Genomic DNA, 12046 nt, shown 5'->3' with positions numbered 1-12046 from the left:
AGCGCGGCTGCATCATCCAGATCTCGCGCATATCGGTGGCCAGCTTGCCACGGCCCGAGATGTCGCCGATACGGGCATCGAACACCGCATCGATGGCCTGGCTAAGCGCCGGCACCGGCGCCTCGCCGGCCTCGCGCAGGCGCGCCCAGCGCTCCGAGACCTCGTGCCAGAGCATGCAGGCCAGCATGAAGCTGGGCGAGACGCCGCGGCCCTCGGCCACGCGGCGGTCGGTGTCCTCGAAGGCCAGACGCACGAACTGACCCCGCTGGCCTTCGTGCAGATCGCCTTCGGGCGTGAGCATGGCATCCAGGATGGGGAAGATGCCGCGCGCCAGCCCCAGCTTCTTGAGCTGGGCCAGGCTGGCCAGGGAATGGCCGGTCTGCAGCAGCTTGATCATCTCGTCGAACAGACGCGAGGCCGGCACATTGGCCAGCAGCTCGGCCATGGACTGGATGGGCTTGCGGGTCTTGGGCTCCAGCTCGAAACCCAGCTTGGCGGCGAAGCGCACGGCGCGGATGATGCGCACCGGGTCCTCGCGGTAGCGGGTTTCGGCATCGCCGATGATGCGCAGCACCTTTTTGCGCGCATCGCCCAGGCCGCCGTGATAGTCCACCACCAGCTGGCGCTGGGGGTCGTAGTACATGGCGTTGACCGTGAAGTCGCGGCGCGCCGCATCCTCGATCTGGGGGCCCCAGACGTTGTCGCGCAGCACCCGGCCTTCGGCATCCACCACATGGCTCTTGCCGGCCAGCTCGGCCTTGGAGGTCTTCTCGTTGCCGCTGACCTGCTCGGCACTCTCGCTGCCCAGCAGGGCGCGGAAGGTGGAGACTTCGATCACCTCATGCTCGCGCCCGCGACCATAGACCACGTGCACGATGCGAAAGCGCCGGCCAATGATGAAGGCGCGGCGGAACAGACTCTTGACCTGCTCGGGCGTGGCATTGGTGGCCACGTCGAAATCCTTGGGCCGCATGCCCAGCAGCAGATCGCGCACCGCGCCACCCACGATATAGGCTTCAAAGCCCGCGTCTGCCAGGGTCTGGACCACCTTGACCGCCCGGTCGTCCAGCAGATTGGGGTCGATGCGGTGCTCGGCCACCTGCACCTCCACCCGCTTGCCCAGGGGCGCGTTCTTGCCAGCGGGCTTGCCCAGCAGCTTGTCAATGAATTTCTTGATCATGGGAACAGAGTCAGTTGGGGCCAACCGCGCTCGCTCGCGATCTTGGCCAGGGCCGGCGTGGGGTTGGTCGCCACCGGGTGGCTGACCCGCTCCAGCAGCGGCAGATCATTGATCGAGTCGCTGTAGAAGTGGATGCGCTCGAAGTCCGCCCATTGTCGCCCCAAGCCGGCCAGCCAGGCTTCCACCCGCGTGATCTTGCCCGCCTGGAAGGAAGGCACGCCATCCACGCGGCCGGTGTAGCGGCCCTGGGCATCACGCTCCAGATTCACCGCGATCAGGGTCTCGATGCCGAAGGCGGCGGCGATGGGCTCGGTGACGAACTCATTGGTGGCCGTGACCAAGGCCACCAGATCACCGGCGTCCTGGTGCTCTTTCACCAGGGCGCGGGCCTGGGGCAGCAGCATAGGCGCCATGACCTCGGCCATGAAGCGCTCGCGCGCAGCCAGAGCCTCGACCAGGGGGCGCTGGCGCCAGACCGAGCTGGCGAAGTCGATATAGCGATCCAGATTCAGGACGCCGGCCTGGTACTCGGCAAAGAACTCGTCGTTGCGCCGACGCCACTCCTCGCCATCGGCCCAGCCGATATCAACCATGAAGCCGCCGAAGGCGTGGTCCGAATCGTGCGGGATCAGGGTCCCGTCCAGATCAAAAAGGGTGAGGTTCATGCTTTTTCTTATTGCTCGGCCTGGTCGGCCAACATCTGACGTAGCAGGGGCACGGTAACGGCCCGCTTGGTGGCCAAGGCAAACTCGTCCAGACGGTCCAGCAGGCCCATCAGGTGCTTGAGATTGCGCGCAAAACGGGTGAGCAGATAGTCCATCACCTCGTCCGAGAGGGCGATGCCACGCCGGTCAGCCTCGCGGCGCAGGGCGGCGCGCACCTCCTGCTCGGACAGCGGCTGCAGGGCAAAGGTCGGCCCCCAGCCCAAGCGGGTGCGCAGGTCCTCGCGCAGTTCCAGGTCCACCGGTGGTGCGGTGCCGGTGGCCACCACGGCCAGGCCATGAGTGGCCGCCTCGACAAAGAGCTGGAAGGCCGCGTGCTGCTGGCCGGCGTCATAGTCCTGGCAATCATCCAGCAGCAAGAGGCTGGGCTGGGCCGGCAGCTCCCAGGGCAAGGCCGTGTCCGCGCCATACCAGCCCACCTGGGCACCGGCCGCCTGCCAGGCGCCGGCCAGGGCGCGCAGCACATGGGTCTTGCCGCTGCCAGCCCCACCCCAAAGGAACACCGGCGGCGCCCCCGGGGTGAGCGCCTGCAGATGCGCCAGCGCCGCGGCATTGGCGCCGGGCATGAGATTGTCAAAGCTGTACACGGGCTCGGGGCCCAGCGAGAGCGGAATCTGCTTCAAAGAGGATCAACCTTCGTCCCGCGGCACACCCAGATGGCAGCACCGCAACCGGCCCGGATTCTAAGCGGCGCCCTGCCCCGCATCAGTGCAAGGGTGGCGCTCCACGCGCCACCAGCACCTGCAAGCGCCGCGCGATTTCCGGCGCATCGCTCGCATCGGGGCAGAGTTTCAGATAGCGGCCCAAGTCCTCGACCGCTCCCTGCCAATGCCCCACCGCCTCCAGGGCCAGGCCGCGATCACGCCATTCCGCGGCCTCGCCTGGCAGCAAGAGCACCAGACGCTGCTGCACGGCCAACCATGCCGACGCGTCGCCCTCGCTGCGGTGGATCTCCTTGAGGTTTCGCAGCATGCGAGCCAAGATCTGCCGCGACGTCGCAGGCCTGAGAAAGCGCTCCAGCGGCTGTGGCGCGGTCCAGTCCGCCCGGAAGGGCTGCAGCGCCTCCTCGAGCGCCTCTCGCGACAGGGGCTCGCAACGCAAGGGATCCAGCACCAAATCACCCTGGGGCAGCTGCAGCTTGATCAGGAAGTGCCCGGGAAATGACACCCCGCAGGCCTGCAGGCCGATCTGGGCCGCCAGCTCCAGATAGATGACGGCCAAGCTGACCGGGATGCCTCGCCGCGTTCGCAACACCCGGTGGACATAGCTGTTGTCCACCTCGTAATAGTTGTTCAGATTGCCGGCAAAGCCCAGTTCCTTGCTGAAGAAGTGATTCAGCAGGCGCAGCCGGTGTGCAGGGGCCGCATCGGCCGGCAGGCGCTGGTGCAGACGCCGGGCCAGCTCATCCACCTCCGCCAGCACCGCCTGAACATCAAAGTCGGGATAGCGATCCTGGGCAATCGCCGCAGCCGCCTCCAGCAAGTGCAGGCTCTCGTCCTCAGCCACCAAGGCCGCGAAGTAACTCAGCGTCGAGGCCGGCTTGAGATAGGGCGAATCACTCATGCGCGCGAGTCTAGGCCCGGCGCACGAACTGGCGCAGCTTCAGCCCGCAAATGGCCAGCACCGCGAAATACACCAGCGCCGAGGCTGCCAGACTGGCCGCCATCAGCAGGGCACGCAAGAGTTCCGTGCGCCCCAGGGCGACCCAATCAAAATAGCCCGCCAACCACCACTGCAGCCCGCCCATGGCAGCACTGGCCAGCACCACTCGCAGCGTGAAACCCAACCAGCCCGGCGCAGGCTTGTAGCTGCCCAGCCGGCGCAAGCCACGCAGCAGCCAGGCCGCATTGACCAGTGCCCCAAGACCGATAGCCAGGGCCAGGCCGGACACCCCCAGCCAGGGAACCAGCAATGCATTCAGCAGCTGGGTCAGCACAAGCACCATCACGGCAATGCGCACCGGCGTGCGCATATCCTGGCGCGCAAAAAACCCCGGCGCCAGCACCTTGATGCCCACCAAGCCCATCAGGCCGACGCCGTAGCCCATCACGGCCCAGCTGGTCTGGGCCACATCCTGCGCCGTGAAGGCACCGCGGTGGTAGAGCACCGCCACCATGGGCTGGGCAAACAACAAAAGCGCCACGGCGCAGGGCAGCGCCAGCAGCAGCACCATGCGCAAGCCCCAGTCGAGCATGGCTGTGTATTCCTGCGCATCACCCCGCGCCTGAGCCGCGGACAGCTGAGGCGTCAGCACCGCCCCCAAGGCCACGCCCAGCAGCGCCGTCGGGAACTCCATCAAACGGTCCGCGAAGGTCAGCCAGGACGCCGCTCCCTCAGCCACAAAGATGGCGATCTGGGTGTTGATGACCAGAGAAAGCTGCGCCACCCCAACACCCAGCAAGGCCGGGCCCATGGCGGACAGCACCTGCTTTACACCCTGACTGGCCCAGGCCCGGCGCAGCGCGCCCAGCCCCAAACTCAGGCGCGGCATGGCGCCGATGGCGCGCAAGGCCGGAATCTGGACCACAAGCTGCAAAACGCCACCCAGCATCACACCCATGGCCAGGGCATAGATGGGCTGCACCCCCTGCTCACGCAACCAGGGCGAGAGCCAGAATCCACAGGCAATCACCGACAGATTGAGCAGCACCGGCGTGAGCGCCGGCACGGCAAATCGCTTCCAGGTATTCAGAATGCCGGCCGACAAGGCCACCAAGGACATGCAACCGATGTAGGGGAACATCCAGCGCGTCATCACAATGGCAGCGTCGCGCCCCGACTCCGGCAAACCAGCCCCCAGCATCCAGACCAGCAGGGGCGCGCCAAGCACCCCCAACACGCAAGTCAGGATCAAAGCCCAGAGCAGCACCGTGGCCACGGCATTGATCAGATCATGGGTGGCCTCCTCACCCTCGGCCGCGCGGGTGCGCGCCAGCAGGGGCACGAAAGCCTGTGAGAATGCCCCTTCCGCAAACAGGCGCCGCAACATATTGGGGATGCGAAACGCCACCTGGAAGGCATCGGTCAAGGTCGAGGCACCGAACATTGCCGCCACCATCTGCTCCCGGATCAAACCGGTCACACGCGACGCCAGGGTCAGCACGGAAACTGTGGATGCGGCGCGCAGAAGATTCATGCAGGATCAGGGTTTGGAGGACCGAAGCGGCCGCATTATGGAGCCTGTTGTCCGGCAGCATTGCAATTCGAGCACCAAAAGTGCTACACTCGCCGTCTTTGCACCATCTGGGTAAATACACAAAATGGCAAGCTCTTCCAAAGCCAAGAAGAAAACCGTCCGTCTGGCATCGGGCCGCAAGCGCGCACGCCAGGACGTCAAGCTGAACGCCGCCAACACGGCACTGCGCTCCAAATTCCGCACGGTCGTCAAGAACGTGCAAAAGGCCGTGGTCGCTGGCGACAAGACCAAGGCTGCCGAACTGTTCAAGACCGCCCAGGCCGTGATTGACTCCGTGGCCGACAAGGGCATCTTCCACAAGAACAAGGCTGCTCGCCACAAGAGCCGCCTGTCCGCCAAGATCAAGGCGCTGGCCGCCTGAAACAACCAGACTTGGTGCAAAGCAAAAGCCCGCCTCGGCGGGCTTTTGTCATTGGAACACCAAGCAAACGGACGCCAGAGGCACGGCACCAAGCGTCGAGGATTTGACGCTCAGCCCTGCTGCACCTGCAGCTCCGCGGTACGCGAAGTCGCGCCACCAATCACCATGGCGTGCATCTGCTGCGCCCGCAACCAGTCCCCCACCGCCCGAGCGACCCAAGGGGGATCATCCAGCGCCAGATCATGACCCGCCTGGGTGTGCATGCGCAAAGGCGCCCCCCAGGCACGGCTGAGCGCCTGCGAGCAGCGCCAATCCACCAAGTCGTCAACCTGACTGCAGAGCAAGAGCATAGGTGCCTGCGGACGCCCGCGGCTCGCTTGGTATCTCAGCGCGGCCAGCAACTGCCTGAAGCCATTGCGCCACGCCACCGGATGCCGGCGCTGCAAGTCGACCCAGGCATCCAGCACCTCACGGGGCCTGTCGACCATGCGAGATGTGGCCGCCAGAACCCTGGCTTCGCGCCAGCGCCCACTCAAACTGAGCAAGCCACCAGCCAACAATTTCCAATAGCTCAGCGGGCGCACACGGCTGCGCAGGGTGAGCGCAGGCCGCATGCTGGTATTGATCAGGACCGCTCCAGCCACCTCCTGCGGATAACTCAACGCCCATTCGCAAGCCACCATGCCACCCAAGGACATGGCCAGGAGATAAACCGGCCCGTGACACCCACGGCGCCGCAACTCGTCACGACATGCCTGCACAAGATCGGGAACCCGACTCGGGCTGGTTTGACGATATAGCGAGCCATTGCCCGGCAGATCCAGCGTCATGACACGAATGCCAGGCTGTTGCACTGCCAGCTGCTCACGCAGCAATTGGGGGAATGCACCCCAATGCCCACTCTCGCGGGTGAGTCCGCGCAGCAGCACCCAAGTTGGCACCGAATTCAAGCGAACTCCATGAGGCGAGAGGTCGGCCGGCCCGGCTCGACCTGAATTGCGTGTGAGTTGGTTGTCATGCGTGGGCGAGGCACGCCCTGCTGCACCCGATTAAACCAGCTCAGGCCCGAGGCTTCAATGCCGCGCTGTCACTTATTGCGAGGACGAGGCCGGCTTCGCGGGCGGCTCGTCGGGTATCAGACAGGCTTCGACAACCTGCAAGCGGTTGTCGCGCGCAAAGCTCATCACGAAGTCCCAGGCCATCGGCTCGATGTCCTTGAGCGCCTCATTGACGATCACACACTTCACGCCATTGATGACCGTCGGCACGCAGTAGGGCGAATAGCCGATGTGAGCACCCGGGCCACTGCGCGCGCCCCCCGGGCGGAAGCAAGACATGGCACCCGCCAGACGCTCGGCCCAGTCGCTGGGTCTAAAGGTCCGTCCCTCCAAGGTCAGACCTTGGATGAAGACTTCGCGCGGTTTGGGGGGCAGACTCATGAAGCGGTGATGACAGGCCGCTCAGCTGCGGCAAGACCGCTATTGTGCCTTGGATGTGTTGCGCCGCAGCACAGTGGGCACTGAAGTCCGAACAAAGCTTCGGTAGTTCTTGACACAAGCGCGATTCATCGACAAGTCGGCCCCTTAGAATCGGCTCCCCTGCCCCACCCCCGGGGCATCCCTTCCCCCTTGAATGGAAAGTTGATGAACGCCCCAGCTACCGCGCCCGCTGCTCCCACCGAAGCCCATGTGATGCAAACCTATGGCCGACTGCCGATCGCGCTGTCGCATGGCCAGGGCTGCTGGGTCTGGGATGTCAACGGCCGACGATATCTGGACGCGCTGGGCGGCATCGCGGTCAATACCCTGGGCCATGCCCACCCCCGTCTGGTGCCTGCTCTGCAGGACCAGGTGGCCAAGCTGATCCACACCAGCAACTACTACCACGTGCCCTTGCAGGAGCAGTTGGCGGCCAAGCTCTGCGAGCTCTCGGGCCTGAGCAAGGTCTTCTTCTGCAACAGCGGCCTGGAGGCCAATGAGGCGGCGCTGAAAATCGCGCGCAAGTTTGGCCAGGACCGCGGCAACACCAACCCCGAGGTCATCGTGTTCGAGGGCGCCTTCCACGGCCGCTCCATCGCCACGCTCTCCGCCACCGCCAACCCCAAGGTGCACGCCGGCTTCGGCCCGCTGGTGCAGGGCTTTGTGCGTGTGCCGCTGAACGATCTGGCCGCCGTCGAAGCCGCGATCAAGAGCCACCCCAACGTCACCGCCATCTTCCTGGAAACCATCCAGGGCGAGGGCGGCGTGAACCCGGCCCGCATCGAGTTCCTGCAAGGCCTGCGCCGCTTGTGCGACGCGCATGACCTGCTGCTGATGCTGGACGAGGTGCAGTGCGGCATCGGCCGCACCGGCAAGTGGTTCGCCCACCAGTGGGCCGGCATCCAGCCGGATGTGATGCCGCTGGCCAAGGGCCTGGGCTCGGGCGTGCCCATCGGCGCGGTCGTCTGCGGCCCGCGTGCGGCCGACGTGCTGAAGGCCGGCAACCACGGCACCACGTTTGGCGGCAATCCGCTGGCCATGCGTGCCGGCGTCGAGACGCTCAAGGTCATGGCAGAGGACGGCCTGCTGGCCAACGCCGCGGCAGTCGGTGCGACGCTGCGCGACGGGCTGGCCGAAGGGCTGGCAGGCGAAGCCGGCGTCGTCGACATCCGCGGCCAAGGCCTGATGCTGGGCATCGAGCTGGACCGCCCCTGCGGCGTGCTGCTGACGCGCGCGCTCGACGCTGGTCTGCTCATCAGCGTCACGGCCGACCGGGTCGTGCGCCTGCTGCCGCCGCTGATCCTCACCCACGACGAAGCGCACCAGATCACCGCGATCCTCGTGCCGCTGATCAAGGCCTTCCTGGCCGAACCCAAGCCATGAAGCCGGGAGACAGCCTGATGCGCCACTACCTCCAGTTCAAGGACCTGCGGGCCGAGGAGTACGCCCACCTGTTCGACCGCGCGGGCATCATCAAGCGCCGCTTCAAGAACTACGAGAAGTACCAGCCGCTGCAGGATCGCACGCTGGCCATGATCTTCGAGAAGGCCAGCACGCGCACGCGCGTCAGCTTCGAGGCGGGCATGTACCAGATGGGCGGCTCGGTCGTGCACCTGACGACCGGCGACAGCCAGCTGGGCCGCGCCGAGCCGGTGGAAGACTCGGCGCGCGTCATCAGCCGCATGGTCGACATCGTCATGATCCGCACCTTCGAGCAGAGCAAGATCGAGCGCTTCGCGGCGCACTCGCGCGTGCCGGTCATCAACGGGCTGACCAACGAGTACCACCCCTGCCAGATCCTGGCCGACCTGTTCACCTTCATCGAGGCCCGTGGCATGGACCGCCGCGGCAGCATCGACATGGACTGCCTGAAGGGCCGCGTCGTGGCCTGGGTGGGCGACGGCAACAACATGGCCAACACCTGGCTGCAGGCGGCGGAGATCCTGGGCTTCACGGTGCATGTCAGCACGCCCAGCGGCTACGAGATCGACCCGGCCGTGGCAGGCATCAAGGATGCAAGCTGCTACAAGGTCTTCAAGGACCCGCGCGAGGCTTGCATCGGCGCCGACCTCGTCACCACCGACGTCTGGACCAGCATGGGCTACGAGGCAGAGAACGAGGCCCGCAAGGCCGCCTTCGCCGACTGGTGCGTGGACCGCGACATGATGTCCCGCGCCAAGCCGGACGCGCTTTTCATGCACTGCCTGCCGGCGCACCGCGGCGAGGAAGTCACGGCCGACGTCATCGACGGCCCGCAGTCCGTCGTGTGGGATGAAGCCGAGAACCGCATGCACGTGCAGAAAGCCCTCATGGAGTACCTGCTGCTGGGCCGCATCGGTTGACGCCACCTGCCCCGCGCAAACCGCCGGCCGCGTGCCGGCTTTTTTGTGCCCGTGCCGCAACGCCCTTGCAGCCTTGGCGAGCCAGCCTTCGCGGCTTGCGCGCCACGCGGCAGCTGGACGTCAGCGCTTCATGGCAAGCTGTCGGGCTATGCGCTGGGCTTTCATCACCGACATCCATGCCAACCGGCACGCCTTCGAGGCCGTGCTGGCGGACGCCAGCGCCCAGGGCGCGACGCATTTCGCGCTGCTGGGCGACTTCGTCGGCTACGGCGCCGACCCCGCCTGGGTGGTCGATCGCGTGATGGCCCTGGTGGCCGACGGCGCCATCGCCATCCAGGGCAACCACGACGAGGCGGTGGCCCACGGCAGCACGCCCGGCATGCACCCGGACGCCCGCGCCGTCATCGACTGGACGCGCGCCCAGCTCAACGAAGACCAGCTGCGCTTTCTCGCCCGGCTGCCGCTGCAGGCGCACGGCGACCCGGGCCACTGCCTGTTCGTGCACGCCAACGCCTTCCAACCCGGCGGCTGGGAGTACGTGCAGGGCCGGGCCGAGGCCGTGAAGAGCCTGCATGCCAGCCCGGCCCGCATCCAGGCCTGCGGCCACATGCACGAGCCCATGCTGTATCACCTGTCGGGCACCGGCAAGGCGGGCGACTTCCGCCCGCTGGCCGGCGTGCCCATGCCGCTGCCCGGCCACCGGCAGTGGCTGGTCGTGCCGGGCGCCTGTGGCCAGCCGCGCGACGGCAACCCAGCCGCCTGCTATGCGCTGCTGGACCCCGCCACCAGCGACCTGGCCGATGCCCGCGTGACCTTCCAGCGCGTCGGCTACGACGTGGAGGCGGCCTGCGCCGCCCTGCGCGCCACCGACATGCCCACCATCCTTGTTGAACGCCTGGCTCGCCGGCTGACCCTGGGCGAATGAGCAGCACCGCACTCCCCTCCCCGACCACCGCACCCGCTCCCCTGGAGGCTGGCCAGGTGCTGGACGGCTTCCGGCTCGAAGAGCGCCTGCACCAAGGCGGCATGGCCAACCTGTGGCGCGTGAGCCGCGTCGACGCCGGCACGGACGACGGCCACGAGCTGCTGATGAAAGTGCCGCGCATCAAGGGCGGCGAGGACCCGGCCACCATCGTCGGCTTCGAGGTCGAGCAGATGCTGATGCCGCAACTCAGCGGCCCGCACGTGCCGCGCTTCATCGCGCGCGGCGACTGGACGCGCCAGGCCTTCATCGTCATGGAGCGCATTCCCGGCGAGACGCTGCGCCCGCGGCTGGACGACGCACCGCTGCCGCCCGAGGAAGTGGCCGACATCGGCGCCCGCGTGGCCACGGCACTGGCCGCGCTGCACCGCCAGCATGTGGTGCACCTGGACATCAAGCCCAGCAACATCATGTTCCGGCCCGACGGCACGGCCGTGCTGGTGGACTTCGGCCTCAGCCGCCATGCGCAGCTGCCCGACCTGCTGGAAGAGGAGTTCACGCTGCCCATGGGCACCGGCCCCTACATGAGCCCGGAGCAGGTGCAGTTCGTGCGCAGCGACCCACGCAGCGACCTGTTCGCGCTGGGCGTGATGCTCTACCACCTGGCCACCGGCGAGCGCCCCTTCGGCCAGCCCGACTCGGTGCGCGGCCTGCGCCGGCGGCTCTACGTGGAGCCGGTGCCGCCACGCGCCATCCGCCCCGAGCTGCCGCCGTGGCTGCAGGAGATCATCCTGCGCTGCCTGGAAGTGCGCGCCGAGCGCCGCTACCAGAGCGCGGCCCAACTGGCGCTGGACCTGCGCGAGCCCCGCGGCGTGGTGCTGACGGCGCGCGCCGAGAAGCTGCACACCAGCGGCGTCATGCGCCGGCTCAAGCGCTGGTTCTTCGCGATGGGCTCCGAGCCCGCGCCGGTGGCCCAACACGGCCAGCAGCTGGCCCGCAGCCCCATCGTGATGGCCGCCGTGGAGCTGGACCGCGGCACGCCCGAGCTGCGCGCCCAGCTGTGCGAGACGGTGCGCCGCATCGTGCAGACCGAGGCCGGCGCGCGGCTGGCCTGCGTGGCCGTCATGAAGATCAACCGCATCGGCATCGACGAACTCACCGACCAGCACGGCCAGAGCCTGCATGTGAAGCAGCTCATCGCGCTCAAGCACTGGGCGCGCCCCATCAGCAAGGCGCTGAACCTGGACGACGGCCGGCTGACCTTCCACGTGCTGGAGGCCCCGGACGTGGCCGAGGCGCTGGTGGACTTTGCGCGCCGCAACGGCGTGGACCACATCGTCATGGGCGCGCGCGGCGCGTCGCCGGTGCGGCGCTACCTGGGCAGCGTGTCGGGCTATGTGGTCGCCGAGTCCGACCGCACGGTCACCGTCGTGCGCGAGCCGCGCACCGAGTGAGCCGGGCGGCGTCTCGCCGGGCTCACAGCCCCGGGTAGAGCGGGTCCGGCGCCGGCGCACTGCGCGCCTTGCGGGACGATGTGATCTGCGTCTGCACCGTCACCGCAGTGCCCGTGGCGGCCACCTGCACTGGCGTCGCGGCGCCGTCGACGAGCTGGTCGGGGTGCCAGATGCGCACGCGCGCCGGGCCCTCGGGCAGCGCTTGCAGCAGGGCCCGGCCATCTTCGCCGGCCAGCCGCGCCCACGGCGTGTCGGCCACGTACACATGGCCGCGCATGGAGCCATGGATGTGGCAGCCCAGCAGGTAGGCGCCGGGCTGCGTGAGCTGCTTGCTGTCCACCGCCGGCGGCTTGCCGCGCACGCGACCGGCCAACCGGAACTGCGTGTTGTG

Annotated in this window: 12 protein-coding genes and 1 pseudogene; 5 read left to right on the top strand and 8 right to left on the bottom strand. The window is 67.4% G+C overall.

What is annotated here, in order from left to right; genetic code table 11:
• From pcnB to murJ, 5 genes are all read right to left on the bottom strand, one after another.
• The coding region (gene pcnB, locus ACK5F2_RS02070; protein WP_409862411.1) for a polynucleotide adenylyltransferase PcnB at positions 1-1180 on the bottom strand (1180 nt) is incomplete at its 3' end.
• The gene (locus ACK5F2_RS02065) at positions 1177-1845 is read right to left on the bottom strand and encodes an HAD family hydrolase (RefSeq protein ID WP_409862409.1); all 669 of its coding nucleotides are present in this window, start codon (positions 1843-1845) and stop codon (positions 1177-1179) included. The genes pcnB and ACK5F2_RS02065, both read right to left, overlap by 4 nt.
• An 8-nt stretch (positions 1846-1853) precedes the next feature.
• Positions 1854-2525, bottom strand: coding sequence for a DnaA regulatory inactivator Hda (hda, locus tag ACK5F2_RS02060; RefSeq protein ID WP_409862407.1), 672 nt, complete (start codon positions 2523-2525; stop codon positions 1854-1856).
• Positions 2526-2607: 82 nt separating this feature from the next.
• The gene (locus ACK5F2_RS02055) at positions 2608-3465 is read right to left on the bottom strand and encodes a SirB1 family protein (RefSeq protein WP_409862405.1); all 858 of its coding nucleotides are present in this window, start codon (positions 3463-3465) and stop codon (positions 2608-2610) included.
• 10 nt (positions 3466-3475) lie between these two features.
• A complete protein-coding gene (murJ, locus tag ACK5F2_RS02050) occupies positions 3476-5038 on the bottom strand; it encodes a murein biosynthesis integral membrane protein MurJ (protein WP_409862403.1) in 1563 nt (520 codons plus the stop codon).
• A gap of 124 nt (positions 5039-5162) precedes the next feature.
• Between murJ and rpsT the strand changes: the two genes are divergently transcribed.
• Positions 5163-5459 (top strand): 30S ribosomal protein S20, encoded by a 297-nt coding sequence (gene rpsT, locus ACK5F2_RS02045; protein ID WP_183104532.1) that lies wholly within the window; start codon positions 5163-5165, stop codon positions 5457-5459.
• 110 nt (positions 5460-5569) lie between these two features.
• On the opposite strand, the gene ACK5F2_RS02040 is transcribed toward rpsT, so the two are convergent.
• Both ACK5F2_RS02040 and ACK5F2_RS02035 read right to left on the bottom strand, forming a co-directional pair.
• A complete protein-coding gene (locus ACK5F2_RS02040) occupies positions 5570-6400 on the bottom strand; it encodes an alpha/beta fold hydrolase (RefSeq protein WP_409862412.1) in 831 nt (276 codons plus the stop codon).
• A 150-nt stretch (positions 6401-6550) separates the two neighbouring features.
• Positions 6551-6898, bottom strand: coding sequence for a DUF3579 domain-containing protein (locus ACK5F2_RS02035; RefSeq protein ID WP_409862402.1), 348 nt, complete (start codon positions 6896-6898; stop codon positions 6551-6553).
• A 204-nt stretch (positions 6899-7102) separates the two neighbouring features.
• On the opposite strand from ACK5F2_RS02035, the gene ACK5F2_RS02030 reads away from it, so the two are divergent.
• The 4 genes from ACK5F2_RS02030 (at position 7103) to ACK5F2_RS02015 (ending at position 11655) form a co-directional block, all read left to right on the top strand.
• On the top strand, positions 7103-8320 hold the full coding sequence (locus ACK5F2_RS02030; protein ID WP_409862400.1) for an aspartate aminotransferase family protein: 1218 nt from the start codon (positions 7103-7105) through the stop codon (positions 8318-8320).
• Positions 8317-9279 (top strand): ornithine carbamoyltransferase, encoded by a 963-nt coding sequence (gene argF, locus ACK5F2_RS02025; protein WP_268166121.1) that lies wholly within the window; start codon positions 8317-8319, stop codon positions 9277-9279. Before ACK5F2_RS02030 ends, argF begins: the two co-directional genes overlap by 4 nt.
• 148 nt (positions 9280-9427) lie before the next feature.
• Entirely contained in the window at positions 9428-10204 is a 777-nt protein-coding gene (locus ACK5F2_RS02020; RefSeq protein ID WP_268166122.1) for a metallophosphoesterase family protein, read from the top strand.
• Positions 10201-11655, top strand: a complete 1455-nt coding sequence (locus tag ACK5F2_RS02015) for a bifunctional serine/threonine-protein kinase/universal stress protein (RefSeq protein ID WP_268166123.1) — start codon at positions 10201-10203, stop codon at positions 11653-11655. Before ACK5F2_RS02020 ends, ACK5F2_RS02015 begins: the two co-directional genes overlap by 4 nt.
• Positions 11656-11677: 22 nt before the next feature.
• Here the strand turns inward: ACK5F2_RS02015 and ACK5F2_RS02010 are convergent.
• Positions 11678-12046 (bottom strand): annotated as a pseudogene (locus ACK5F2_RS02010) (plastocyanin); the annotation flags it as partial.

The organism is Roseateles sp. (assembly GCF_046300915.1).
Lineage (GTDB): Bacteria > Pseudomonadota > Gammaproteobacteria > Burkholderiales > Burkholderiaceae_C > Kinneretia.
Note: the sequence above shows the minus strand (reverse complement) of the source record. Positions and strands in the feature narration are given on the sequence as shown.